General features: G+C 67.6%; 25 protein-coding genes and 1 other RNA gene. 11 read left to right on the forward strand and 15 right to left on the reverse strand.

What is annotated here, in order from left to right:
- Positions 1–38 precede the first annotated feature (38 nt).
- The 3 genes from C0J29_RS18450 to C0J29_RS18460 form a co-directional block, all read right to left on the reverse strand.
- Positions 39–1,604: an alpha/beta hydrolase gene (locus C0J29_RS18450; RefSeq protein WP_120793158.1), complete on the reverse strand. Its 1,566-nt coding sequence runs from the start codon at positions 1,602–1,604 to the stop codon at positions 39–41.
- Positions 1,605–1,771: 167 nt separating this feature from the next.
- Positions 1,772–3,331 carry an alpha/beta hydrolase gene (locus C0J29_RS18455; protein WP_120793159.1) on the reverse strand — a complete coding sequence of 520 codons (1,560 nt, stop codon included), beginning with the start codon at positions 3,329–3,331 and terminating at the stop codon, positions 1,772–1,774.
- Positions 3,332–3,442: 111 nt separating this feature from the next.
- Positions 3,443–4,834, reverse strand: coding sequence for a WS/DGAT/MGAT family O-acyltransferase (locus C0J29_RS18460; RefSeq protein WP_120793160.1), 1,392 nt, complete (start codon positions 4,832–4,834; stop codon positions 3,443–3,445).
- Positions 4,835–4,965: 131 nt separating this feature from the next.
- Here C0J29_RS18460 and panB point away from each other — a divergent pair, with 131 nt between their 5' ends.
- Complete coding sequence (gene panB / locus C0J29_RS18465; RefSeq protein ID WP_065043695.1) at positions 4,966–5,820, forward strand: 3-methyl-2-oxobutanoate hydroxymethyltransferase; 855 nt, start codon at positions 4,966–4,968, stop codon at positions 5,818–5,820.
- Positions 5,821–5,996: 176 nt separating this feature from the next.
- On the opposite strand, the gene C0J29_RS18470 is transcribed toward panB, so the two are convergent.
- Positions 5,997–6,356, reverse strand: coding sequence for a heme-binding protein (locus C0J29_RS18470; RefSeq protein ID WP_065162509.1), 360 nt, complete (start codon positions 6,354–6,356; stop codon positions 5,997–5,999).
- A 197-nt stretch (positions 6,357–6,553) separates the two neighbouring features.
- Between C0J29_RS18470 and C0J29_RS18475 the strand changes: the two genes are divergently transcribed.
- Positions 6,554–8,089, forward strand: coding sequence for a CYTH and CHAD domain-containing protein (locus C0J29_RS18475; protein WP_120793161.1), 1,536 nt, complete (start codon positions 6,554–6,556; stop codon positions 8,087–8,089).
- Between the two features lie 43 nt (positions 8,090–8,132).
- On the opposite strand, the gene rnpB is transcribed toward C0J29_RS18475, so the two are convergent.
- An RNA gene (gene rnpB, locus C0J29_RS18480) (RNase P RNA component class A) lies at positions 8,133–8,560 on the reverse strand.
- A gap of 103 nt (positions 8,561–8,663) precedes the next feature.
- On the opposite strand from rnpB, the gene C0J29_RS18485 reads away from it, so the two are divergent.
- Positions 8,664–9,374, forward strand: a complete 711-nt coding sequence (locus tag C0J29_RS18485; RefSeq protein WP_120793162.1) for a 2OG-Fe(II) oxygenase — start codon at positions 8,664–8,666, stop codon at positions 9,372–9,374.
- 1 nt (position 9,375) lies between these two features.
- On the opposite strand, the gene C0J29_RS18490 is transcribed toward C0J29_RS18485, so the two are convergent.
- On the reverse strand, positions 9,376–9,804 hold the full coding sequence (locus C0J29_RS18490; protein ID WP_065043692.1) for a MarR family winged helix-turn-helix transcriptional regulator: 429 nt from the start codon (positions 9,802–9,804) through the stop codon (positions 9,376–9,378).
- Between the two features lie 66 nt (positions 9,805–9,870).
- Here C0J29_RS18490 and C0J29_RS18495 point away from each other — a divergent pair, with 66 nt between their 5' ends.
- The gene (locus C0J29_RS18495; RefSeq protein ID WP_065043691.1) at positions 9,871–10,293 is read left to right on the forward strand and encodes a DUF1398 family protein; all 423 of its coding nucleotides are present in this window, start codon (positions 9,871–9,873) and stop codon (positions 10,291–10,293) included.
- Here C0J29_RS18495 and C0J29_RS18500 read toward each other — a convergent pair.
- From C0J29_RS18500 to cobC, 4 genes are read right to left on the reverse strand one after another with little or no spacing between them, the layout of a single operon-like run.
- On the reverse strand, positions 10,284–11,414 hold the full coding sequence (locus C0J29_RS18500) for a bifunctional RNase H/acid phosphatase (protein ID WP_065043690.1): 1,131 nt from the start codon (positions 11,412–11,414) through the stop codon (positions 10,284–10,286). The genes C0J29_RS18495 and C0J29_RS18500 overlap by 10 nt on opposite strands.
- On the reverse strand, positions 11,411–12,148 hold the full coding sequence (locus C0J29_RS18505) for a zinc ribbon domain-containing protein (RefSeq protein ID WP_065043689.1): 738 nt from the start codon (positions 12,146–12,148) through the stop codon (positions 11,411–11,413). The genes C0J29_RS18500 and C0J29_RS18505 overlap by 4 nt, the downstream gene beginning before the upstream one ends.
- A gap of 22 nt (positions 12,149–12,170) precedes the next feature.
- The gene (locus C0J29_RS18510) at positions 12,171–13,292 is read right to left on the reverse strand and encodes a Nif3-like dinuclear metal center hexameric protein (RefSeq protein ID WP_120793163.1); all 1,122 of its coding nucleotides are present in this window, start codon (positions 13,290–13,292) and stop codon (positions 12,171–12,173) included.
- A complete protein-coding gene (gene cobC / locus C0J29_RS18515; RefSeq protein WP_065043687.1) occupies positions 13,289–14,359 on the reverse strand; it encodes an Rv2231c family histidinol phosphate aminotransferase CobC in 1,071 nt (356 codons plus the stop codon). Before cobC ends, C0J29_RS18510 begins: the two co-directional genes overlap by 4 nt.
- A gap of 143 nt (positions 14,360–14,502) precedes the next feature.
- Between cobC and C0J29_RS18520 the strand changes: the two genes are divergently transcribed.
- From C0J29_RS18520 to C0J29_RS18530, 3 genes are read left to right on the forward strand one after another with little or no spacing between them, the layout of a single operon-like run.
- Complete coding sequence (locus tag C0J29_RS18520) at positions 14,503–15,180, forward strand: HAD-IA family hydrolase (protein WP_172834790.1); 678 nt, start codon at positions 14,503–14,505, stop codon at positions 15,178–15,180.
- A complete protein-coding gene (locus C0J29_RS18525) occupies positions 15,173–15,667 on the forward strand; it encodes a low molecular weight protein-tyrosine-phosphatase (protein WP_120793164.1) in 495 nt (164 codons plus the stop codon). The genes C0J29_RS18520 and C0J29_RS18525 overlap by 8 nt, the downstream gene beginning before the upstream one ends.
- Positions 15,667–16,503 (forward strand): SURF1 family cytochrome oxidase biogenesis protein, encoded by an 837-nt coding sequence (locus C0J29_RS18530; protein ID WP_065043685.1) that lies wholly within the window; start codon positions 15,667–15,669, stop codon positions 16,501–16,503. The genes C0J29_RS18525 and C0J29_RS18530 overlap by 1 nt, the downstream gene beginning before the upstream one ends.
- Here C0J29_RS18530 and C0J29_RS18535 read toward each other — a convergent pair.
- Positions 16,500–17,492, reverse strand: a complete 993-nt coding sequence (locus C0J29_RS18535) for a cobalamin biosynthesis protein (protein WP_082977846.1) — start codon at positions 17,490–17,492, stop codon at positions 16,500–16,502. The genes C0J29_RS18530 and C0J29_RS18535 overlap by 4 nt on opposite strands.
- A gap of 34 nt (positions 17,493–17,526) precedes the next feature.
- Positions 17,527–17,700 carry a hypothetical protein gene (locus C0J29_RS32880; protein WP_156298238.1) on the reverse strand — a complete coding sequence of 58 codons (174 nt, stop codon included), beginning with the start codon at positions 17,698–17,700 and terminating at the stop codon, positions 17,527–17,529.
- A gap of 98 nt (positions 17,701–17,798) precedes the next feature.
- On the opposite strand from C0J29_RS32880, the gene C0J29_RS18540 reads away from it, so the two are divergent.
- Positions 17,799–18,614, forward strand: coding sequence for an oxygenase MpaB family protein (locus tag C0J29_RS18540; protein ID WP_065043684.1), 816 nt, complete (start codon positions 17,799–17,801; stop codon positions 18,612–18,614).
- A gap of 86 nt (positions 18,615–18,700) precedes the next feature.
- Here the strand turns inward: C0J29_RS18540 and C0J29_RS18545 are convergent, their stop codons facing one another.
- The 3 genes from C0J29_RS18545 to C0J29_RS18555 all read right to left on the reverse strand — a co-directional run bounded on the left by C0J29_RS18545 (position 18,701) and on the right by C0J29_RS18555 (position 20,759).
- Positions 18,701–19,837, reverse strand: a complete 1,137-nt coding sequence (locus tag C0J29_RS18545) for an epoxide hydrolase family protein (RefSeq protein WP_120793165.1) — start codon at positions 19,835–19,837, stop codon at positions 18,701–18,703.
- 10 nt (positions 19,838–19,847) lie between these two features.
- On the reverse strand, positions 19,848–20,042 hold the full coding sequence (locus tag C0J29_RS18550; protein WP_065043682.1) for a hypothetical protein: 195 nt from the start codon (positions 20,040–20,042) through the stop codon (positions 19,848–19,850).
- Between the two features lie 87 nt (positions 20,043–20,129).
- Positions 20,130–20,759, reverse strand: coding sequence for a pyridoxamine 5'-phosphate oxidase family protein (locus C0J29_RS18555; protein WP_065043681.1), 630 nt, complete (start codon positions 20,757–20,759; stop codon positions 20,130–20,132).
- Positions 20,760–21,034: 275 nt separating this feature from the next.
- Between C0J29_RS18555 and C0J29_RS18560 the strand changes: the two genes are divergently transcribed.
- Genes C0J29_RS18560 through C0J29_RS18570 form a run of 3 tightly spaced genes read left to right on the forward strand, consistent with a single transcriptional unit; the run spans position 21,035 to position 23,789 of the window.
- Positions 21,035–21,328, forward strand: a complete 294-nt coding sequence (locus tag C0J29_RS18560; RefSeq protein ID WP_082977845.1) for a FeoA family protein — start codon at positions 21,035–21,037, stop codon at positions 21,326–21,328.
- Positions 21,325–23,265 carry a ferrous iron transporter B gene (gene feoB / locus C0J29_RS18565; RefSeq protein ID WP_120793167.1) on the forward strand — a complete coding sequence of 647 codons (1,941 nt, stop codon included), beginning with the start codon at positions 21,325–21,327 and terminating at the stop codon, positions 23,263–23,265. Before C0J29_RS18560 ends, feoB begins: the two co-directional genes overlap by 4 nt.
- A 2-nt stretch (positions 23,266–23,267) precedes the next feature.
- Positions 23,268–23,789 (forward strand): NifU family protein, encoded by a 522-nt coding sequence (locus tag C0J29_RS18570; RefSeq protein ID WP_065043748.1) that lies wholly within the window; start codon positions 23,268–23,270, stop codon positions 23,787–23,789.
- Positions 23,790–23,801 lie beyond the last annotated feature (12 nt).

The raw sequence follows: 23,801 nt of genomic DNA on the forward strand, positions 1-23,801 counted from the left end.
GATGTTTGCCAGGCTTGGGCCAGACACGTTGCGAATGCTCAGGCCTGACACCGCAGGTTCGGCGGCGGCAGGGTGAGATCGACGAAGTAGCGCACGATCGCGGTATCCACGCACTGGTTGCCGTCGAACGTCACGGTGTGCTGGGTGCCGTCGAACGAGACCAGGGAGCCGCCCAACTGCCGGGCCAGTTCCACCCCGGCCTGGTACGGCGTGGCCGGATCGTGGGTGGTGGAGACCACGACGACCTTGCCCGGCGGGGCGGGTGCGGCGGCATGCGGTGCGGAGGTCGGCGGCACCGGCCACAGCGCGCAGATGTCGCGCGGGGCCGCGCCGGTGAACTGCCCGTAGCTCAGGAACGGGGCGACCTGACGGATCCGCTGATCGGCGGAAACCCAGGACGCCGCATCCGTCGGCGTCGGCGCGTCGACACATCGGATCGCGTTGAACGCATCCTGGCCGTTGTCGTAGTGGCCCTGTTTGTCGCGCCCGTTGTAGTCGTCGGCCAGCAGCAGCAGGTCGCCCGCATCGGTTCCGCGCTGCAGGCCCAGCAGTCCGCTGGTCAGGTATTTCCAGTGCTGCGGCGTGTACAGCGCGTTGATGGTGCCGGTGGTCGCGTCGGCGTAGCTCAGACCGCGCGGGTCGGCCGTCTTGCCCGGCCGGGTCGCGAGCGGGTCGATCAGGGCGTGGTAGCGAGCGATCCACTGAGCCGGGTCGACGCCCAGTGGGCACGCCGTCGACTTGGCGCAGTCGGCCGCGTAGTCGTTGAAAGCCGTTTGGAAACCGGCCATCTGGTTGACCGTCTCGTCGATCGGACCGATCGTCGGGTCGATGGCACCGTCGAGCACCATGGCCCGCACGTGCGGGGCGAACCGCTCGATGTAGGCGGTTCCCAGCTCGGTGCCGTAGCTGTATCCGAGGTAGTTGATCTGCTCATCGCCCAGTGCCTGGCGGATCATGTCCATGTCGCGCGCGGCCGACGCGGTGCCGGTATTGGCCAGGAACGGCAGTCCCATCCGGTCGGCGCAGTGCTGAGCCAACTCGCGGTACACCTGCTCGATGTGGGCGACCCCGGTCGGGCTGTAGTCGACCATCGGGTCACGCCGGTAGGCATCGAACTCCGCGTCCGAGCGGCACCGCAGAGCCGGTGTCGAATGTCCCACCCCCCGCGGGTCGAATCCCACCAGATCGAAGTGCTGGCTGATCTCGGAGTTCTTGAGATCGGGGGCCATCCCGGCCACCATGTCGACGGCCGATGCCCCTGGCCCGCCTGGATTGACCAACAGCGAGCCGATCCGCTGACCGGTCGCCGGAACGCGGATCACCGCCAACTTCGCTTGTGCCCCAGTGGGTTTGTCGTAATCGATGGGTACCGACACCGTCGTGCAGCGGGCGGTGGGTATGTCGGCGGTGTCGCTGACGAAGCCGTTGCAGGGAACCCAGCTCTGTGGCGTCGCGACCGACGCCGCGGGGACCTGGGTCTGACCGGTGCCGGTGTCGGGTTCGGGGGTCGCGGCGGCGAGCGGGAGTGCCGCCGACTGCAGGAGCACCAGACCCGACGACAACAGCGCCGAGCTCACCAGTCTCAGGCGCAACATGGCGGAAATCGTCTCACTTCAAATTGCGCGGTTGGACGCGGAACGATTACGCCTTGGTCACTAATCGATACGGACGGCGCGTCGTGCCGGGTGTCGATCTCCATGCCTGTTGCGCCGAGCGTGAATCTCCCGACCGGACACGCCGAAGCGCTGTCGCCGAATTCGCACTCGGCCGATCAGCAGGTTGCGCCGCTGGGCGGCGTGGTCCCGTTGATCAGATAGGACGTGATGTAGTCGTCGACGCAGTTGTCGCCCTGGAAGACCACCGTGTGCTGGGTTCCGTTGTAGGTCAACAGCGAACCCTTGAGCTGATTGGCCAGGTCGACGCCGGCCTGATAGGGCGTGGCCGGGTCGTGGGTGGTCGAGACGACGATCATCGGCGCCAGCCCGGGCGCGGAGACGACGTGCGGCCGGCTGGTCGGCGGCACCGGCCAGAACGCGCAGGTGCCCAGTGGGGCGTCGCCGGTGAACTTGCCGTAGCTCATGAACGGCGCCAACTCACGGGACCGGCGATCTTCGTCGATGATCTTGGCGCGGTCGGTGATCGGTGGCTGGTCAACACAGTTGATCGCCACGCGGGCGTCGGTCGAGTTGTTGTAGTGGCCCTTGGAATCGCGGCGCATGTACATGTCGGCCAGCGCGAGCATGGTGTCGCCGCGATGCTCGTCGGCCAGTTCTTTGAGGCCGTCGGTCAGGTGGTGCCAGAGGTTGGGTGAGTACAGCGCCATGATGGTGCCGACGATGGCGTCGCTGTAGCTCAGACCGCGCGGATCTTTGGTCTTCGCCGGCCTGCTCACGGCCAGGTTGTCCGGGTCGACCAGCGGGTCGACCAGGTTGTGGTAGACCTCGACGGCTTTGTTCGGGTCGTTGCCCAGCGGGCAGCTCGAGTCCTTGGCGCAGTCGGCGGCGTAGTCGTTGAACGCGTCTTGAAATCCCTTGGCCTGCCGCAGGTCTGCTTCGATCGGGTCGGCGTTGGGGTCCACCGCACCGTCCAGGATCATCGACCGCACGTTCTGCGGGAACGCTTCGGCGTAGGCCGATCCGATGCGGGTTCCGTAGGAGTAGCCGAGGTAGGTCAGTTTCGCGTCACCCAGGGCCTTGCGGATGGTGTCCAAGTCCTTTGCGACGCTGACGGTTCCCACATTGGCCAGGAAATTCTTACCCACCTTGTCCACGCAGCGCTGCACGAACTGCTTGGTCTCGTTCTCCATCCGCGCCACGCCCGCCTGGCTGTAGTCGACCTGAGGCTCGGCGCGCAGGCGGTCGTTGTCGGCGTCGGAGTTGCACCAGATCGCGGGTCGGGAGCTGGACACACCGCGCGGGTCGAACCCGACCAGGTCGAACCTTTCGTGCACCCGCTTGGGCAGGCTCTGGAACACACCGAGCGCGGCCTCGATGCCGGACTCGCCGGGCCCGCCCGGGTTGATCACCAGCGAGCCGATCTTCTCGCCGCTGGCCGGAAACCGGATCAACGCCAGCGACGCCACGTCGCCGTCGGGATGGTCGTAGTCGACCGGGACGGCGAGCTTGCCGCACATGGCATGGCCGGGGATCTTCGCGTTCGGATTGGAGCTGCGGCACGGTGTCCACACCACCGGCTGACCCAGGCGCGGCTCGGACATGTGCGCCTTACCGGCGACGACGCGCACGCACCCCGACAGGACCAGCACCACGGAAAACAGCGAGGTGCAGATCAGCAGCATGCGCGCGAACTTGTCGCGGCGAGACAGGCACATGGCACCATATGCTGCCAGAGCCGACACAAGACGCAGGTTAGCGGCCGATTAGCACGTCGCGATCCGCGTCACAGCTGATGCACCGGCCCGATGGCACGCGGTGTACGCCGGCTACCCGGTCGCGGTCAGCAGTTCCTCCATGACCACGCTGAACTCGTCGGCCATCTCCCACAGGTCCGGCACCAGCTCCGGGCATCCGATCAGCCCGATGTCCAGGCGGCCGTTCAACGACATCACCGTGATGTTGAGCCCCGAGCCGTGAAAGATCGGGCCCAGCGGATACATGGCCTTGACCTCACACCCCAGCAGGTACAGCGGGACCTGCGGTCCCGGCACGTTGGAGACCACCAGATTGTGCACCGGCAGGGTTTCGGTCAGCCGGGTCATGGCGTAGACACGCATCGCGGCGCCGAACACCGCGGGCGCGGCGAATTGTGACCAGTCCTGCAGCAGCGTGGCACCGATGGCCGAACTATGTTGCTTGGCAACCGAATTCGCCTCCGCAATGGCCTTCAGCCGGAGCACCGGGTCGGCGATCTCGGTGTGCAGGCTGGCGAACATCGCCGAGACCTGGTTGCGTCCGGAACGCGGCGACTTGCCGTGCACCGACACCGGTACCGACGCCACCAGCGACGTCGCCGGCAATACGTTGCGGTCGGCCAGGTACTGCCGCAGAACCCCGGATACCAGGGCCATCACCACGTCGTTGACCTTGATCCCGAAGTGGTCTTTGACGGTCTTGACGTCGTCGAGGTTCAAATCGGCGTAGGCGATGTTGCGACGGCCGCTGACGGTGGCGTTGAACACCGTGCGCGGCGCTGCGAACGGGCGGGCCATGGTCAGCCCGTCGCGCGCCCGCTGCAAGGTGTCGAGCACCGAGTTGACGGTGTCGGGAACCACGTTGGCCAACTGCAGCGGCCTGGTGGCGAACCGGAGCAAGCCCCCCGCGGCAATCTGCCATTCGCTGGCGTCGCCCACGCCGCGCACCGCATCCGGTGCGGGTGCGTCGGCCTCGGTGGTGCACAGCTGCGACATCAGGCTGGCGCCGGTTACCCCGTCCACGCCGGCGTGATGCACCTTGATCATCACCGCGAGGCGGCCGTCCCGGTGGCAGTCGGTGCCCGCCACGCCTTCGATCACCCACATCTCCCACAGGGGTCGCCGGCGGTCCAGCGGCAACGACGCGATGTGCCCGCAGATTTCCGAGAGTTCGGCACGCCCGCCCGGGGGCGGCAACCCGATGCGGTGCACATGGCGGTCCACGTCGAAGTTCTTGTCGTCCACCCAGACCGGATGGTCCAGGTTCAGCGGGCTGTCAGCAAGCTTCTCGCGAAACTCCGGCATCGCCGCCAGACGCACCGCCAAAGCGTCCCGTAGCCGGTCAAACGTGTAGCCGCCGGGCATCGTGGCGGTATCCAGCTCCAGGATCGAGCAAACGTGCATCGGCTGGGTATCGGTCTCCAGATACAGGAAGCTGGCGTCGAGCCCACTGAGCCGCTGCATCCGAGGATGGTATGTCCGTGGCGAACCACACGGTGCATCTGCCTGGACAAGATGGCAGACTGGGGAAGTCAGACGAACCCGGGGACCCCTGCTGTGGGCCACGAGGATCGACCCGACCATCACTGAGGACAATGATGTCTGAGAACGTTTACGGTTCCAGCCCTGCCGCCGCTTCAGCCCCAGGCGCGCCACGACCCAAGATTCGCACCCATCACCTGCAGAAATGGAAGGCCGAAGGCCACAGATGGGGCATGCTGACGGCCTACGACTACTCGACCGCGCGGGTATTCGACGAAGCCGGCATTCCGGTGCTGCTGGTCGGTGACTCGGCGGCCAACGTCGTCTACGGCTACGACACCACGGTGCCGATCTCGATCGATGAGCTGATCCCGCTGGTCCGCGGCGTGGTGCGGGGCGCGCCGCACGCGCTGGTCGTCGCCGACCTGCCATTCGGCAGCTACGAAGCGGGGCCCTCGGCCGCGCTGGCCGCCGCCACCCGATTCATGAAGGAAGGTGGCGCCCACGCCGTCAAGCTGGAAGGCGGCGAGCGGGTCGCCGAGCAGATCGCCTGCCTGAGCGCGGCCGGTATCCCGGTCATGGCGCACATCGGCTTCACCCCGCAGAGCGTCAACACCCTGGGCGGGTTCAAGGTTCAGGGGCGCGGTGACGCCGCCGAACAGACCATCGCCGACGCCATCGCCGTCGCCGAAGCCGGCGCATTCTCGGTGGTGATGGAGATGGTGCCGGCCGAACTGGCCACCCAGATCACCGGCAAGCTCACCATCCCGACCATCGGGATCGGCGCCGGACCCAACTGTGACGGCCAGGTGCTGGTGTGGCAGGACATGGCCGGGATGAGCGGCGGCAAGTCCGCCCGTTTCGTCAAGCGATTTGCCGACGTGGGTGCTGAATTAGGCCGTGCGGCAAGGCAATACGCCGAAGAAGTAGCCACCGGGGCGTTCCCGGCGGAAGAGCACTGCTTCTAGCGGCGATCGCAAGCGCGGCCAGGGCCGCGCGCTGCGGGTCGCCGCCGTCAATCCCGTGGCGATCGCAAGCGCGGCTTAGGCCGCGGGCTGCGGGTCGCCGCCGTCAATCCCGCGGCGATCGCAAGCGCGGCCAGGGCCGCGCGCTGCGGGTCGCCGCCATCAATCCCCGGGACGAACTACGACGTCGGTGCCGGGGCCCCGCACCGAGCCCGGAAGTCCGTCACCGGCTGGCGAATGCCCTGCAGGTCGGCGTGCACATCCGGATTCGCGTCCATGTACTGCTGCAGCCGGTCGCGCATCTCTTCGCGGCTCAGACCCTTCAGACCCGTGAAGAAGTCGTTGACGTCCGGGTGGGCGAAGAGATAGGCGGAGGTCGCCGCTGCCACGCCGGAGGAGATTCCGGCCAGGTCCGCCGCGGTACAGTTCGGCGGCGCCGGCTCCGGGTCCGCCCCGGCAGACCCTGCGGCGCCGAAAAGCATTGCGCCACTTAGCGCGCCGGCAGCTATTGCGCCGGCGATCACGCGGGTGTTCAACATGGACGACTCCTTCACACTCCCGACCGGTGCCCCGAGAACCGGTACCACATCGCACACGATAGGTGGTGCGGCCGGCCCGTTCGATACGAACATGCCGTGGGCGGCCCGGTAACCCTGGTGTGGCACGCTATGGGGGCTATCGTTCGGCGCCGACAAACCACCATGCTCGGCAGCGACGCGCTTCCACGGAGAAGAAAATGCCTGCTAAAGCGCCAAAGACGGCGCGACATCTGGAAGTCGAGCGCAAGTTCGACGTGGTCGAGTCGACAGTGTCACCCTCGTTCGAGGGCATCGCGGCAGTGGCCCGCGTCGACAAGTCCCCCGTCCAGGAGTTGGACGCGGTGTACTTCGACACCACGGCGCAGGACCTGGCGCGGAACCGGATCACCCTGCGGCGCCGAACCGGCGGACACGACGCCGGCTGGCACCTGAAGCTACCCGCCGGAGCGGACGCCCGCACCGAGGTTCACGCGCCGATCGACGCGTCCGACGACCCCGACACGGTGCCGGCCGGGTTGCTGGATGTGGTGCTCGCGATCGTCCGCGACCGTCCCGTGCAGCCCGTCGCACGCATCACCACCCGACGCGAGAGCCAGATCCTCTATGACGCCGGCGGCAATGCACTGGCGGAGTTCTCCAACGACCATGTCACCGCTTGGTCGGCCGCCAACGGCTCCGACGCCGGCCCCGCCGAGCAACGCTGGCGCGAATGGGAAGTCGAGGTCCTCGACACCGACTCCGACAAGAAGCGCTCGGCCGGGCACGAACTGCTGAATCGGCTGAGCAACCGATTAATGGACGCCGGCGCGTCCCCCGCCGCACACGGCTCGAAGCTGAGCCGGGTGCTGGACTCTGATGGTCCGGCCAAGGCCAGCGCCGCTCCCCCGGCGGATCCGGTCCACCGCGCGGTGGCTCAGCAGGTCGAGCAGCTACTGGTCTGGGACCGCGCCGTGCGCGCCGACGCGCACGACTCCGTGCACCAGATGCGGGTCACCATCCGCAAGATCCGCAGCCTGCTCAAGGACTCCCAGGACTCCTTCGGATTAGCCGACGGCGCATGGGTTCTCGACGAACTGCGCGAGCTGGCCGGGATCCTGGGAGTGGCGCGCGACGCCGAGGTGCTCGCCGAGCGTTACGAGCGTCAGCTGAGTTCGCTGACACCCGACCTGGTGCGCGGGCCGGTGACCGAACGGCTCGTCAACGGGGCCCAGCGCCGTTACCAACTCGGCCTGCGGCGCTCGCTGGCTGCCATGAGGTCCAAGCGGTATTTCCGCCTGTTGGACGCACTCGATGCGATGGTGGCGGAACCGCCCGTCGCCGCTCTCGGTCAGGAGCCGCGCCCGGTCACCATCGATGCGGCCTACCGGCGCGTCCGCAAGGCCACGAAAGCCTTCAAGGCCGCCGAAGCCGCGCAGACCGATGACGCCGACGAGACATTGCACGTGATCCGCAAGCGCGCCAAGCGGCTGCGCTACACCGCGTCGGCCACCGGTGCGAGTCAGGTCGCGCAGCAGGCCAAAGCTATTCAGACGCTGCTTGGCGATCACCAGGACAGCGTGGTCAGCCGCGAACACCTGTTGGCGCAGGCCCACGCGGCGCACGTAGCGGGGGAAGACACCTTCACCTACGGCCTGCTCTACGAGCGGGAGAACGAGATCGCCCAAACCAGCCGAGAACAACTGGATTCGGCGCTGCGCAAGCTCGACAAGGCGGTGCACAAAAAGCGGCATTGAGAGCAAGCCGGCATTGAAAGCCAGCGGCTTTGAGAGCAGAAGGCGGACGAGTTGGCCTGTAAGCCGGATTCTGTTCCCCACCGCCGCGGCTTTAATCCACGGCGGCACGGCGACGACCATCCATCTGGACACACCGTTGCCGGGTGCCTCGAGCGGCCTACCCGCAGACTCGGGCGAGCAGCCCTCGAACGTCTGCGCGACCGCACTTTCGGTGCGGCCTTCTTGGCCTTGCTTCGGGTGGGGTTTGCCGAGCCACCCCGGTCACCCGGGATGCTGGTGCGCTCTTACCGCACCGTTTCACCCTTACCACCACACGGGTGGCGGTCTGTTTTCTGTGGCACTTTCCCGCGAGTCACCTCGGATTGCTGTTAGCAATCACCCTGCTCTGTGAAGTCCGGACTTTCCTCGACCACGCGCCGAACCTCTGCAAAACAGAAGCCCGACGCGCGCCGCGGCCGTCCAGCCAACTCGTCCGCGACGAACACGGTACCCGCTGAACAGGGCACAAGCCAGGTCCGGTCTCCTATCGTGGACAGCGCGGTTCGACGACGCAGTCAACGACAGGAGGCGCCGAATGACCCGGTGGGACACCCGCGTCGACTCCGGGGACTGGGACTCCATCGCGGCCGAACTCGACGAGTACGGCGGTGCCTTGTTGCCGCGACTGGTGACAGCTGGCGAGGCGGCCCGGCTGCGCGATCTCTACGTCGACGACAGCCTGTTCCGCAAGACGATCGACATGGCCCCGAGACGGTACGGCTCCGGGCAGTACCGGTACTTCAGCGCTCCGTATACCGAGCCGATCGAAGCCCTCAAACAGGCGCTCTACCCCCGGCTCCTGCCGATCGCACGCGACTGGTGGACCAGGCTGGGCCGGGCCACGCCGTGGCCGGACAGCCTCGACGAGTGGCTGACGACCTGCCACCGCGCCGGCCAGACGCGCTCCACGGCGCTGATGTTGCGCTACGGTGCCGACGACTGGAATGCGCTGCATCAAGATCTGTACGGAGACTTGGTTTTTCCCCTCCAGGTGGTGATCAACCTCAGTGCTCCCGGTGTCGACTACACCGGCGGCGAGTTCCTCCTCGTCGAACAGCGATTCCGGGCGCAATCCCGCGGCGTCGCAACGCAATTGCCGCAGGGTCACGGCTACGTCTTCACTACCCGCGACCGGCCGGTGCGCTCCAGTCGCGGCTGGTCGGTTGCGCCCGTGCGCCACGGCATTTCGACCGTGCGTTCCGGTGAACGGTATGCGCTGGGCTTGATCTTTCACGACGCCGCCTAGCTCACTCGAGCTGTCGAACCGCAGCGGTCAGGCGCTGCAACACCTTTCGGGCCGCAGCGATGTCGGCATCCTCGATGTCCACGGTGATGGCGCGCTGCGCGGCAGACGCCCGGTCGGTGATGGCGGTCAGTGCCCGTCGGCCCGCGTCGGTCAGCGTCAGCAGCGGGGAGGCGCGGTGGTCGGGATTGGGCCGCCACTGGGCCAGGCCGTCGTCAACCAGGTTGTTCGCGATGCGCTGCACGCCTTGCCGGGAAACGCCGAGCCGGCGGGCGGCGCGGGGCACCGACGCCGGCTCACCGGAGATCACGCTGAGTAGCTGCCAGCGGGCCTGGGTCTGCCCTTCGGCCTTGGCGACGGCCTCTCCGGACTTGCGCAGCGCACCCGCCGCTTCGTAAATGTCGGCAACCAGCAGGGCCATCTCTTCGGCCATCGGGCTCCTTTGACAATATGTTGTCAGTTTAGCAATATGATGTCTAACCTAGATTGGAGCAGAAACGTGAGCAGCGCAATCGCTAATCTTCGGACCGCGCACGAACGAGCGGCGGCACTACGGCCGCGGTCGCACGGCTTTCCCCACCTCGCGGAGGTGCTGCGCCAAGCGGGGGTGAACAGCTACCACCACTCGATTCCGTCCGGCACCACCCTCTATCTCACCGACGCAGGTCCGGTTGTGATGCAAGGAGATCCGGTCGTCGCGGGCATGGCCGACGTGGCGTCGTGGAACCGGGAGGCGCTGGTCACCGCGATCCGCACCGACCAGGCGGGCAACAGCAGCTATCCGCAGTTCGCCCAATCATGTTGGGAGGCCGGGGTCGTGCATTACGACGTCGACCTACTGGGCCGCACCTGCACCTACGCGGGCGCAGCCGGCGAGCAGTACGTCGAGTCCTACCCCCGCGTCGAGGTCACTCAGAGATAACCCGTCTGGTTGACCAGCCGCACCGACGAGGCGCCGTCGGGATAGAACTCGGCGATACTCAGCGACGCCAGGTCCAGGTGCAGCCGGTACAGAACTCCGGACCCGGCGTCCAGCGCCATCCGCAGCATCGACTTGATGGGCGTCACATGGGACACCACCAGTACGTTGTCGCCGGGGTAGTTGGCGATGATCCGGTCGCGGCCGCGCCGGACCCGCCGCAGCACATCGTCAAAGCTTTCGCCGCCCGGCGGCAGGGCTCCGGTGTCGTACAACCAGCGACGGTGCAGTTCCGGGTCCCTGCTGGCGGCCTCGGTGAAGGTGAGGCCTTCCCAGGCCCCGAAATCGGTCTCAATCAGGTCCTCGTCGACGGTGACGTCCAGGCCCAGCGCTCTGGCCGCCGTCGTCGCCGTGTCGTAGGCCCGCTGCAACGGCGATGAGATCACAGCCGCGATCCCGCGCCGCTGGGTAAGGTAGCGCGCTGCCAAACCAGCTTGGCGCCAACCGATTTCGTTCAAGGGCGGGTTGCCCCGCCCAGAGTAGCGCCGCTGCGCGGAAAACTCCGTCTGCCCGTGCCGCAACAACAGCAACCGGGTAGGGGTGCCGCGGGCGCCGGTCCAACCCGGGCCCTTGTTCGGGTCGGACGGCACTTCCTCTGCCGCGGCCTTGCGCGCGGACTCGGTGACCGGTACGGCGACCTTGTCCGGACGGCGATCGGTCTGTTCCGCCGCATCCATCGCCTCGTTGGCCAGCCGGTCGGCGTAGGCGTTCTGCTCGCGCGGGATCCAGGAGAAGCTGATCCGCCGGAACTGCGCCGCGAGTGACCGGGCCTGGCCGTGCAACTCCACCAGGTCGGGGTGCTTGACCCGCCACCGGCCCGACATCTGCTCGACCACCAGCTTGGAATCCATCAGCACCTGGACCTCGCCGGCACCCAGATTCAGGGCGTCATCCAGGGCGGCGATCAGACCGCGATACTCGGCGACGTTGTTGGTGGCGCGTCCGATGGCCTGCTTGGTCTCGGCCAGCACGGTCCGGCGGTCAGCGCTCCAGACCACCGCCCCATACCCGGCAGGCCCCGGGTTGCCCCGCGACCCACCGTCGGCCTCGATGACCACTTTCATTGATCAAAACCCTTGACGCGCAACAGAATCGCGCCGCACTCCGGGCACCGCAGCACCTCGTCTTCGGCCGCGGCGGTGATGCGGGCCAGCTCGCTGCGACCGATCTCGATCCGGCACGCACCGCACCGGTGACCCTGCAGCGGCCCAGCTCCCGGCCCTCCCGCGGCCCGCAGCCGTTCGTAGAGCGCCGACAGGTCGGGAGCCAGACCGGCGGCCAAGGCGTCCCGCCGCGACCCGTGTTCCGCGCGAACCGTCTCCAGCTCGACAAGTGCGGCGTCGAGAGCCTGCTGGGCGGTGGTCAACTCGTCCTGCAATGCATCGGTGGTCTCCGACTCGGCGTCCTGTTGCTCCTGCAGCTCCTCGCGGCGCTCCATCAGCTCCAACAGGGAATCCTCCAGGCTGGCCTGGCGGCGTTGCAGGGTTTCCAGCTCATGCTGCAGATCGGCCTGATGTTTGGCGTCGGTGGCCCCCGAGCTCAGCAGCGAGCGGTCCCGGTCCTCCCGCTTGCGCACCGCGTCGATCTCGGACTCGAAGCGTGCTATCTGAGCGTCCAAGTCCTCCAACGCAATTCGCACGGCACCCAACCGGTCACTGGCGGCGGTGTGCTCGCCGCGCACCTGATCGTATGCGGCGCGCTCGGCCAGATGACTGCTCCGGTGCGCGAGCCGGGACAGCTCAGCATCCAGCTTCGCCAGTTCCAGTAGCGAACGCTGCTGTGCTACATCGGCCTTCATCACGGATCTCCAGGTCTCTTTCTCAGCACTCAGTTCCGAGGTTCCACGGGTCGGTGCGGACGGTGGATACCCGCACGGGCAGCGATCCGAATCTGGACCGCAACAGATCGGCCGCCTGGGCACACCACGGGAATTCGCTGGCCCAGTGCGCGACGTCGATCAGAGCCACCGGTGAGACCCGGCGATGCTCATCGGCGGGATGGTGGCGCAGGTCGGACGTGACGTAAGCCTGCACGTCGGCCGCGGCTACCGCACCCAAGAACGAGTCCCCCGCGCCTCCGCACACCGCTACCCGCGATACCGGCAGGTCCGGGTCGCCTGCGGCGCGCACTCCCCAGGACGTCTGCGGCAAGGCGGCGGCGACCCGCGCGACGAAATCACGCAACGGCTCGGGGCGTGGCAGCGTGCCGATGCGGCCCAGGCCGGTTCCGGCCGGCGGCGGCTCGAGCGCGAGGATGTCGAACGCCGGCTCTTCGTAGGGATGCGCGGCACGCATCGCCGCCAGCACGGCGGCCCGTGCCTTGGCGGGCGCAATGACCTCGACCCGGTCCTCGGGAACGTGCTCGACGGCACCGACACTGCCTATCGCGGGCGCCGCACCTTCGTGCGGTAGGAACTGGCCGGTGCCGGTGACGCTCCAGCTGCAGTGGGAGTAGTCGCCGATGTGTCCGGCGCCGACGGCAAAGACCGCTTCGCGCACCGCTTCTGCGTTCTCCACCGGGACGTAGATGACCCATTTGTCCAGATTGGAAACGCCCGGTGAGCGGTCCAGCACCGCCTCGACGGTCAGGCCCAGCGCGTCCGCCAGCGCGTCGGACACACCCGGCGCGGCCGAGTCGGCGTTGGTGTGGGCGGTGAACAGCGAACGGCCGGTGCGGATCAACCGATGGATCAGCGCACCCTTGGGCGTGCTTGTCGCGACGGAGTCGACCCCACGCAGCAGCAACGGGTGATGGGCCAACAGCAGACCGTTGTCGGGCACTTCGTCCGCCACTTCAGCCGTCGCATCGATCGCGATGGTGACCGACTCGACCTTCTCCGCGGGGTCACCGCACACCAGGCCCACCGAGTCCCATGACTCGGCCAGCCGCGGCGGGTACGCCTCGTCGAGCACCTCGATGACATTGGCCAGTCGCACGCTCATTGGCGGCTCCCGCTGTGTGCCCCGGCAAGGGCTATCGACTCGACCAACTCCGGCCACTCGGGCCGCACCGCCGCACGCAGGTAATGCTCGTCCAGGCCGACGAAGGTGTCGCAGCGTCGAACCGCGATTGCCTTGTCGCGCAACCGCTTTCTGATTCGATCAGCATCGGGGCTGGCGAACAGCACGAAAGGGGCCCGGCCGTCGACCACGTCGAGGCCCACCGATTCCAGGCCCTCGACCATGGCCGCGCGCATCGCCACTGAGCGGACGGCGTCCGCGGCAGCCTCGGCGACCGCATGCTCGGAGCAACACTCGGCGATGGCGGCCAGTTGCAGCGTGCCCACCGGCCAGTGCGCCCGCTGTGCGGTCAACCGGGCCAGCAAACGGGGCGACCCGAGTGCGTAACCGACCCGCAACCCGGCCAGGCCCCAGGTCTTGGTCAGGCTGCGCAGCACCAGCACGTCCGGCAGCGCGTCACCGGCCAGCGACTGCGGCTCGCCGGGGATCGAGTCGGCGAAGGCCTCGTCGACCACCACGATCCGTCCCGGCCGGCGCAGCGCCAGCACCTGCTCACGGGTGTGCAGGACCGCCGTCGGGTTGGTCGGGTTCCCGATCACCACCAGGTCGGCGTCGTCGGGCACCATCGTGGCGAGCGAGGCCGCGGCGAGGGTGAACGGAGGTTGCAGGACCACATGGTGCACCGGAATCCCGGCCGCGCTCAGCGCCGCCTCGGGTTCGGTGAAGGACGGTGCGATGATCGCCGCGCGGCGCGGGCGCAGGTTGCTCAGCAACGCGAAACCTTCGGCCGCGCCGGCCAGCGGCAGGACCTCGTCGCGGGCCCGGCCGTGGCGCGCGGCCACCGCTTCCTGCGCGGTGAGCACGTCGGCTGCGCTGGGGTAGCGGGCCAGGTCCGGCAGCCGCGCGCTCAACTCCTGGATCAGCCATGACGGCGGTTGGGCACGACGGACGTTGACGGCGAAATCCAGCATGCCGGGCATGGCGTCCTGATCGCCGTGATAACGCGCGCGCGCAAGACGACTCGACGCGCTCGGATCAGGACCCGCCATCACAGAAACACTAGTGCGCGCGGGGTATCGCCCAAGCGCCGAGTACCTCCTGGCATCAGCCGCTTGTGACAAACCGAAAACCCGGGGCACTTTGATTCCCACGTGGCCGCCTCGTGGGCAGTGGCTGCGCGCGATCAACGACAATGGTGACCGTGACAAGCTCGATTGCCGGCCCGAAGGCCGAACTGGTGATCTTCGATCTCGACGGCACCCTGACGGATTCGGCCGAGGGCATCGTGGCGAGCTTCCGGCATGCGCTCACCCACGTCGGCGCCGAGATACCTGAAGGCGATCTGGCCGCCCGGATTGTCGGTCCGCCGATGGACGAGACGTTTCACGCCATGGAACTCGATGGTCGCGCCGACGAGGCGTTCACGGCCTTCCGGGCCGAGTACGGCAGCCGGGGCTGGGCGATGAACAGCCTGTTCGACGGCATCGCGCCGCTGCTGGCCGACCTGCAGGCCGCTGGAGTGCGGTTGGCGGTGGCGACCTCCAAATTAGAGCCGACGGCCCGGCGCATCCTCGCCCATTTCGAGCTCGACCAGCACTTCGAGGTCATTGCCGGCGCCACCGTCGACGGCACCCGCAAGTCCAAGACCGACGTCCTGGCGCACGCTCTGGGGCAGTTGCAGCCTCTGCCCGAGCGTGTCCTGATGGTCGGCGACCGCAGTCATGATGTCCACGGGGCCGCCGCGCACGGCATCGACACGGTGGTGGTCGGCTGGGGCTACGGGCGAGGCGACTTCACCGAACCGATCACATTCACCGGCGTGACCCACGTCGAGACGATCGACGAACTGCGGAGGGCGTTAGGTGTCTGATCCACGGCTGCACGTGACGTTCGTGTGCTCCGGCAACATCTGCCGTTCGCCGATGGCCGAGAAGATGTTCGCCCACCAGATCTCCGAACGCGGTCTGGACGACCTCGTGCGCGTCACCAGCGCCGGCACCGGCAACTGGCACGCCGGGGAGGGCGCCGACACGCGGGCCAAGCGGGTGCTGCGCGACCACGGCTACCCCACCGCTCACCGCGCAGCTCAGGTAGATGAGGACCACCTTTCCGCTGATCTCGTCATCGCCCTGGGGCGCAATCATCAGCGACTGCTCCAACAACTCGGGGTCGAGGACGACCGGCTGCGGATGCTGCGCTCGTTCGACCCCCGCTCGGGCGCGCACACCCCCGACGTCGAAGACCCCTACTACGGAGACCACCGCGACTTCGAGACGGCGTTCGTCGTCATCGAGGCCGCGCTGCCGGGTCTGCACGACTGGGTCGACGAGAGACTCGCGCAGAACGGGTACGGCTGATGGCCAGGTGGTTGCGGTTCCTGCTGCGGCCGGGCTGGGTGGCATTGATTCTGGTGTGCATCGCGTTCACCTACCTGTGTTTCACCGTGCTCGCGCCGTGGCAGCTGGGTAAGAACACCAGGACCTCGCGGGAGAACCAGCAGATCAGCGACTCCCTGAACACGCCCCCGGTTCCATTGAAAACCCTTCTCCCGAAACAGGATTCGTCCGCGCCCGGTGCTCAGTGGCGGCAGGTGACCGCCACCGGGCACTACCTGCCGGACGTTCGGGTGCTGGCCCGGCTGCGGGTGGTGGACGGCGAGCAGGCGTTCGAGATGTTGATGCCGTTCGTCGTCGACGACGGGCCGACCGTGCTGGTCGACCGCGGCTACGTGCGTCCCGAGCAGGGTTCGCACGTTCCGTCGATCCCACCAGCCCCCACGCAGCCGGTGACGATCACGGCGCGGCTGCGCGACTCCGAGCCGGTGGTGCAGGGCAAGGACCCGTTCACCCGCGACGGCTATCAGCAGGTGTATTCGGTGAGCACCGGCCAGGTCGCGGCCTTGACCGGGGTGCCGTTGGCGGGGTCTTATCTGCAGCTGGTCGAGAACCAGCCGGGTGGACTCGGCGTCATCGGAGTGCCCCACCTGGACGCCGGACCGTATCTCTCCTACGGCATCCAGTGGGTGCTGTTCGGCGTGCTGGCGCCGATCGCGCTTGGCTATTTCGTGTATTCCGAGGTTCGTGCGCGGCGCCGGGACAAGCAAAGTCGGGCACCCGCCGAGGAGAAGCCGTCGGAGCCAGTGCCCCCGACCGTGGCGGACAAGCTTGCCGACCGTTACGGCCGCCGGCGTTAGGACCCGGTCGCCGAGCGTGCCCTGAGGGCGGGGAATCGTCGAAATCCTCTCCCGGAGAACACGTTCGGCGCAGCGCAAGCCAGAGCCGTCAGCGCGACGGCGCTCGCCTGCACCAGCTGCGACAGCCGCACCGCACGGCGCAAATCGCCCACGGTTGGCGGACGACCGTCGCCCAGCGTCGGCCGGATCTGCAACTCGTGGCGGTACTGGGTGGGACCGCCGAGTCGCACGCCGAGGGCGCCGGCGAACGCGGCCTCGACCACCCCGGCGTTGGGGCTGGGATGCCGGCCGGCGTCGCGGCGCCACGCCCGCACCGCACCGCCGGGCGAGCCGCCGGCCAAAGGGGCGCACACGACGACCAGCCCGGCGGTCACCCGCGCGCCGATGTAGTTCGCCAGATCATCCAATCGTGCTGCGGCCCAGCCAAATCGGAGGTACCGCGGCGATCGGTAGCCGATCATCGCGTCCAGGGTGTTGATCGCGCGGTACCCCAACACCGCGGGCGCGCCACCGGCGGCGGCCCAAACCAGCGGAGCCACCTGGGCGTCGGAGGTGTTCTCGGCGACGGACTCCAGCGCCGCGCGCGCCAGGCCCGCCTCGTCCAGTGCGGCCGGATCGCGTCCGCACAACGACGGGAGCAAGCGCCGGGCGGCGTCGATGTCGCCCCCGTCGAGGAACGAGGCCATCCGATTCCCGGTACGGGCCAGCGAGGTTCCGCCCAGCGACACCCAGGTGGCCAGCGCAGTGGCAGCGGTCGGACCGGCGCGACGTTGCAGGGCCACACCGAGCAGTCCGGCCCCGCCGACCAGCAGGCCGACGTGCACTACGCCGACGGTCTGGCCGTCGCGATAAGTGACCCGTTCCACCTGGGCCGCCGCCGTGCCGAACAGAGCGACCGGATGGCCCCGCGTGGGGTCGGCAAACGTGAGGTCGGCGAGATATCCGGCGACAACGCCCAGGAGTCGGGCCTGCCCCGCCGTCGGAAACACCCGGGCAGCGTCTCACACCGGCCGCGACTGGCAGTTAGATGACCACCACGACGATGAGCAGCGTGATCAGGACGATGAACTGCGCCGCCAACATCCACCACATCTCGGGGACGTAGTTGACAGCGGCCTGCGAGCGTCCGATCTGGAACAGATTCGTCAACTTGGCCGCCGAGATCTCGGGATCGCCGACTGACGGTTCGATTGACATGTGTGCAAGATGCCCGTTTCTAGCCGGTCTAACCTTCATCTGCGGTGAGGTCGGTCACATGTGATGTGGTCTACTCGTGACATGACACGAGACCCGCGATGAAGCGGCCGGTCACCAGGGTTGCCGACCTGCTGAATCCCGCGGCACTGTTGCTGCCCGCGGCGAACGTGATCATGCAATTGTCGCTGCCGGGAGTCGGGTACGGCGTGCTGGAAAGCCCGGTGGACAGCGGCAACGTCTACAAGCACCCGTTCAAGCGGGCCCGCACCACCGGCACCTACCTGGCGGTGGCCACCATCGGCACGGAATCCGATCGCAAGCTGATCCGCAAAGCGGTCGACGTCGCCCACCGCCAGGTCCGCTCCACGTCAACGAGCCCGGTGGCCTATCGCGCCTTCGATCCCGCGTTGCAGCTGTGGGTCGCCGCCTGCCTGTACCGCTACTTCGTGGAGCAGCACGAATTTCTGCACGGGCCGCTCGACGATGCGGCCGCCGACGCCGTCTATCAGGACGCCAAACGGCTGGGTACCACCCTGCAGGTGCCCGAACGAATGTGGCCGTCCGACCGCGTCGCCTTCGACGAGTACTGGAAGCGCTCGCTGGACGAACTTCAGATCGACCCGCCGGTGCGGGAACACCTGCACGGTGTGGCCTCCATGGCGTTCCTGCCCTGGCCGATCCGTACGCTGGCCGGACCGTTCAACCTGTTTGCGACGACGGGGTTTCTGGCGCCGGAATTCCGGGCAATGATGCGGCTGGACTGGTCGGAGTCCCAACAGGCCCGGTTCGAGTTGCTGCTCTCAGCGCTGCGGGTGGCAGACCGGCTGATACCGCACCGGGCCTGGATCCTGACCTATCGGCTTTACCTGTGGGACATGAGGTTTCGCGCACGCCGCGGCTGGCGGGTGGTCTAGCCGGCACCCGCCCCATGCCGAGTGGGAATGCACGACACCCGAGCGGCGTGTCGCGTCGCCGGATTCACGCTCGGCGGCAACGCGATTCAGCGTACGGTCGCGAAGAACTTTCGCAGGTCTGCCACGAACAGCTCCGGCTGCTCGAACGCGGCGAAATGCCCACCGCGCGGCATGGTGGTCCAGTGGGTGATGTTGAAGTTCGGCTCGCACCAGCGACGCGGCGCGCGCAGGATCTCCTTCGGGAAAGACGCGACGCCCGTGGGCAATTCGACCCGGGTGGTATCCCCCCACTTCTTGAAGCTCTCCCAGTACAGCCGCGCGGAGGACGCCGCGGTTTCGGTCACCCAATACATCATCACGTTGTCCAGCAACTCATCTCGGGTGAGCACGTTCTCGGGGTGCCCGTCGCAGTCCATCCACGCGTGGAACTTCTCCACGATCCAGGCCAACTGGCCCACCGGCGAATCGACCAGCCCGTACCCCACCGTCTGCGGACGCGTCGACTGCTCTTTCGAGTACCCGGTTCCGTTCTTGCGGTGGTCGGCCAGCGCGGCCAGGGCCTCCTGCTCCTCGGCGGTCGGATTCGCCATGGTCTCGGCGGTGGGCGTAACCAACGGCATGTTCAGGTGGATCGCCACGCAGTTACCTCCCCCCGAACCGGCATTGCGACCGATCTGGCTGGTGACCGCCGCGCCCCAGTCGCCGCCCTGGGCGCCGTAAAGGTCGTAGCCCAACCGCTGCATCAGCTCCTCCCAGACCAGCGCGATCTTCTCCACACCCCACCCCGTGCGGCCCGGCTTCCCGGAGAAGCCGTAGCCCGGCAGCGACGGGCACACCACGTGGAAGGCGTCCTCGGCCCGCCCGCCGTGCGCGGTGGGGTTGGTCAGCGGCTCGATGACCTTGTGGAACTCCACGATCGACCCGGGCCAGCCGTGGGTGATCAGCAGCGGAAAGGCGTCCTCGTGCGAGGAGCGCTGATGGATGAAGTGGATGTCCAGACCGTCGAACTGGTCCATGAAGTGGTCGAAGCGGTTCAGCGCCGCCTCGCGGGCCCGCCAGTCGTAGTCGCCGGCCCAGTACGCGGCCAGATCCCGCGTGTAGCGCAACGGGATGCCCTGGCTCCAGTCGTCGACGCACTCGGCTTCCGGCCACCGGGTGCGCTGCAGCCTCAAGCGCAGGTCGTCGAGTACGTCGTCGGAAACGTCGATGCGAAACGGCTTCACCCGCTCGACCCTACTTTTGCGTCGCGTCCTTGATCAGCGTGCTGATCTGATCGAGCAGTTCGCGCATGTCGGCGCGCATGGCATCGACCGCCGCGTACAGGTCGGCTTTGGTTGCCGGCTGCTGGTCCGACGACAACGGCCGCACCGGCGGCCCCGATGTCTTCCGTGCTGCGCTGTCGCTCTGAGAACCAGGAAGGTCACCCACGGTGTCGAGCGTGCCATACCCGGTCGAACACGTCCAAGAGGGGAGCATCTAGTGATGCCGGGCCAGCTGGCTTGATCGAGATCGGGGTCAAGGTTGCAGCTGTTCGCGAAGCTTCGCGTTCTCGGCCTTGAGCGCGGAAAGTTGTTGGCGCAAGGAGGCAAGCCGCGGTTCGAGCTCCGCGGCGGTGAAGCGGGGGGTGATGTGCTGGTGACAGTTCCAGTCGTAGGCCTCGACATCGACGACGACCGCGCGCTCCACGACCGCGTCGTAGCCGGCCTCGGCAAGCTGCGCGATCAGGACGGGGTCGTCGTCGGCGACGACGACACGGGCTCGGCCGAAGATTTTCAGCCGCCGCTTGTGCGCGTAATCCATTGCGATGATCGCGACCCTGTTGTCGCCGGCGACATTGCCGGTGCTGATGTATTGCAGGTTGCCGCGAAAATCAGCCCATCCGATGGTGCGGTCGTCGATAACGCGAAGGAAGCCCGGAGGCCCGCCCCGGAACTGCACGTAGGGCCAACCCGTTGCTCCGACGCTGGCCAGAAAGAAGCTGTCGCGTTCGTTGAGGTAATCCCGCTCGTCGTCGGTCAGCGGGTCTGGGCCTGAGATCGCCTTGGCCTGAACACGTTTGCGATCGTAGAAGGCATCGCTGCCGTACTGATGCTGAACTGCTCGAACGTCATCGGTGAACGCGATCAGGCCGTAGTGTTTGCTCATCGTGCACCCGCCTACTCTGTGTGGCCTCGGGAGGACGTTCGTTCCCGCGACCGGCGTCGGCCCACAACAACCCGTGCGGGGCACCGGTAACGTTAACGCGCCGACGATCGGGCGGCATCCGATGTCGTCGAGCGCACTCCCTGGACCGGCCGGCGAAACTCATTGCGGGTACCGCTGAGCCCATATCGCCCTTGCCCTTGGTGAGGCTGACCTAACTACGGATACTCTGGGTAGCACCCACGTGCGGGCGTGTCGGCGATCCGGAGGTACCAACAATGCCCAACAGCCGGTTGGACCGATCGGCGCCGGACACCCGGCCCGGTCAGGATCGCCGGTCCACGCTGGCCGACCTGACACCCGGCACCGGCGCCCAGATCGTGGCGTTCGACGCGGCCATCCCGGCTGACGTGGCAAATCGTCTGCGCCATTTGGGTTTCCGCCCCGGGATCCAGGTCACCAAGCTACGCACCGCCCCCCTGGGCGACCCTTCGGTGTACCGCCTGCTGGGTTACGACACCTGCCTGCGACGGCACGAAGCAGCCCTGATCGAGATCGCCGACCAGTCATGACTGCGTCCTGCCATGACGACGGGGGCGCGGTCGCCGCGCCGCCCGGCCTGTCCCGCACGGCTCTGATCGGCAGTCCCAATGCCGGCAAGACCACGGTCTTCAACCATCTCACCGGAATGCGGGCGCGTACCGGCAACTATCCCGGTGTCACCGTCGCCCGCCGGGTCGGCACCGGACGGTTCCGCAGCGAGTATGAGACGAAGACGTTCATCGTCGAGGACGTTCCGGGCTGTTACAGCCTGCACCCGGTCAGCCCGGACGAACAGGTGGTGGCCGACCTGCTGCGCGGGGACTTGCCCGACATCCCCGCACCCGACGCGCTGGCCGTGGTGGTCGACGTCACCGTGCTCGAGCGGTCACTGTCCCTGGTGTCTCAGGTTCTGGCGCTGGGTAAACCCACCATGGTCGTCCTCACCATGGGAGACGAACTGGCGGCCCGCGGCGGGCAGCTGGACACCGACCAGTTCGCCGCCGCGCTCGGTGTCCCGGTGGTCAGCGTCATCGGCAGCCGCGGCAAAGGGTTCGAACCGCTACGGGCACTGCTGGCAGCGCCGCAGACCTGGCAGCGCGTCGCCATCCCACCACCGTCGGACGACGCCGAATACAACAGCTGGATCGCGTCGATCCTGCATGCCGGCCGGTACCGGGCACCCGAACCAGACCTTCGCAGCGCCCGAATCGACCGGATGCTACTGCACCCCGTCTGGGGCTCGCTGTTCTTCATCGCCGTGATGTTCGGGTTCTTCCAGATCATCTTCACGCTGGCGGCACCGCTGCAGGACGCCATCCAAAAGTTATTCAGCTGGCTTGGCACCCTGGTGGACGACAACGTCAGCAACACCGCGATCGCGGGTCTGCTCGGTCACGGGGTGATCGGCGGGGTCGGTGCCGTTCTGGTGTTCATCCCGCAGATCGTGCTGACGTTCCTGCTGATCTCGCTGCTGGAGAACATCGGCTACATGACGCGGGCCGCTTTCCTGGTAGACCGCATCATGGCGACCACCGGCCTCGACGGCCGGGCCTTCGTGGCGATGTTGTCGTCGCTGGCCTGCGCGGTGCCGGCGATCATGGCCACCCGGACCATTCCGTCCTCGCGCGACCGGCTCGCCACCTGCATGGCCGCCCCGCTGATGACCTGTTCGGCCCGCCTGCCGGTGTACATCCTGCTGATCGGGATGCTGGTCAGCCCGCAGGAACGCTGGGGGCCGGTCTCGATGCAGGGCGTGGTCATGTTCGGCATGTATCTGCTGGGCGGTGTCTCGGCGATGCTGACCGCCTGGTTGTTCAAATCGGTGGTGCTGGGCGGTGATCTGCTGCCCTTCTACATGGAGATGCCGCCCTACCGGTTCCCGTCGGTCAAGTCGGTGGTGATGACCGTGTGGGATTCGGCAAAGGTGTTCCTGCGCAAGGCCGGAACGATCATCCTGGGCACCTCCATCGTGTTGTGGTTTCTGCTCAATCTGCCGGTGCGCACCTCCGAAACCGCCGGCATGGACCAGGCCGCGGCCACGGCTTACGTCGTCAACAACTCCTTCGCCGCCGGCCTGGGCAAGATCCTGGAACCGCTGTTCGCCCCCTTGGGTTTCGATTGGCGGGTCTGTGTCGGCCTGATCGGCGCGATGGCCGCCCGCGAGGTGTTCGTGGCCACGCTGGGGCAGATCTTCGCCACCGGGGAATCGGGTGACCTGGTCTCGGCCACCCACTCGGCGGTGTTCACCTCCGGCCCCCACCACGGGGAGTTGGTGTTCACCGCGCCGACGATCATGGCGCTGCTGGTGTTCTTCGCTTACGCCCTGCAATGCATGTCCACGATCGCCACGCTGCGGCGCGAGACCAACTCGTGGCGGTGGCCGCTGGTGGCCTGGGGTTACATGTTCGTGCTGGCCTGGGTGGCGGCGTTTGCCGCCCGGCACATCACGATGTGGCTGACGGGGTGAGCGTGTCGGTTCCACTGCTGCACCCGCAGACCACCGACGACCCCCGCCTGCTGCGCTGGCTGATCGGGACCCGGCACCTGTCCGCTGTTCCGCCCGAAGTGCACGCGCTGATCGATGAGGGCGTGCTGGAGCGCGCCGAAGTCGATTTGGGCGAGGTGCGAACGTGGTTGGGCGCCAACCGATCCTGGGAGACCGATGGTCCCCGGGTGCGCTCGGCGCTGTTCGATGCGTTGTCTGGCCAGACCGTCGACGTCAGCGCGCAGGAGTTGCGCGACGGGATCGACGAGATTCTGGCGCGCGAGGTGACGCCGGTCGCCGCGTCGCACGGGGGCGCGATCAAGGTGCATTCCGTGCACGACGGTGTGCTCACCGTGGAGCTCTCCGGCGCCTGCCTGGGCTGCCCGCTGAGCGGGCGGACTCTGGGCGATCTGATAACCCGCAGCGTGCAGGCGCGCTACCCGCAGATCCGCGAGGTCGAGGCGGCCCAGCCGCGCCGCACCTGGCTGAAACTGAGACGACGGTAGCGCGCGGACGTC

Source organism: Mycobacterium paragordonae, assembly GCF_003614435.1.
In the GTDB taxonomy this organism is placed as follows: Bacteria; Actinomycetota; Actinomycetes; order Mycobacteriales; family Mycobacteriaceae; genus Mycobacterium; species Mycobacterium paragordonae.

Bases quoted from the DNA above. Each gene is read 5' to 3' on its own strand.
- C0J29_RS18455 (WP_120793159.1), bottom strand. From the start codon at position 3,331: ATGTGCCTGTCTCGCCGCGACAAGTTCGCGCGCATGCTGCTGATCTGC.
- C0J29_RS18460 (WP_120793160.1), bottom strand. From the start codon at position 4,834: ATGCAGCGGCTCAGTGGGCTCGACGCCAGCTTCCTGTATCTGGAGACC.
- panB (WP_065043695.1), top strand. From the start codon at position 4,966: ATGATGTCTGAGAACGTTTACGGTTCCAGCCCTGCCGCCGCTTCAGCC.
- C0J29_RS18470 (WP_065162509.1), bottom strand. From the start codon at position 6,356: ATGTTGAACACCCGCGTGATCGCCGGCGCAATAGCTGCCGGCGCGCTA.
- C0J29_RS18475 (WP_120793161.1), top strand. From the start codon at position 6,554: ATGCCTGCTAAAGCGCCAAAGACGGCGCGACATCTGGAAGTCGAGCGC.
- C0J29_RS18485 (WP_120793162.1), top strand. From the start codon at position 8,664: ATGACCCGGTGGGACACCCGCGTCGACTCCGGGGACTGGGACTCCATC.
- C0J29_RS18490 (WP_065043692.1), bottom strand. From the start codon at position 9,804: ATGGCCGAAGAGATGGCCCTGCTGGTTGCCGACATTTACGAAGCGGCG.
- C0J29_RS18500 (WP_065043690.1), bottom strand. From the start codon at position 11,414: ATGAAAGTGGTCATCGAGGCCGACGGTGGGTCGCGGGGCAACCCGGGG.
- C0J29_RS18505 (WP_065043689.1), bottom strand. From the start codon at position 12,148: ATGAAGGCCGATGTAGCACAGCAGCGTTCGCTACTGGAACTGGCGAAG.
- C0J29_RS18510 (WP_120793163.1), bottom strand. From the start codon at position 13,292: ATGAGCGTGCGACTGGCCAATGTCATCGAGGTGCTCGACGAGGCGTAC.
- cobC (WP_065043687.1), bottom strand. From the start codon at position 14,359: ATGGCGGGTCCTGATCCGAGCGCGTCGAGTCGTCTTGCGCGCGCGCGT.
- C0J29_RS18520 (WP_172834790.1), top strand. From the start codon at position 14,503: ATGGTGACCGTGACAAGCTCGATTGCCGGCCCGAAGGCCGAACTGGTG.
- C0J29_RS18530 (WP_065043685.1), top strand. From the start codon at position 15,667: ATGGCCAGGTGGTTGCGGTTCCTGCTGCGGCCGGGCTGGGTGGCATTG.
- C0J29_RS32880 (WP_156298238.1), bottom strand. From the start codon at position 17,700: ATGTCAATCGAACCGTCAGTCGGCGATCCCGAGATCTCGGCGGCCAAG.
- C0J29_RS18540 (WP_065043684.1), top strand. From the start codon at position 17,799: ATGAAGCGGCCGGTCACCAGGGTTGCCGACCTGCTGAATCCCGCGGCA.
- C0J29_RS18555 (WP_065043681.1), bottom strand. From the start codon at position 20,759: ATGAGCAAACACTACGGCCTGATCGCGTTCACCGATGACGTTCGAGCA.
- C0J29_RS18560 (WP_082977845.1), top strand. From the start codon at position 21,035: ATGCCCAACAGCCGGTTGGACCGATCGGCGCCGGACACCCGGCCCGGT.
- feoB (WP_120793167.1), top strand. From the start codon at position 21,325: ATGACTGCGTCCTGCCATGACGACGGGGGCGCGGTCGCCGCGCCGCCC.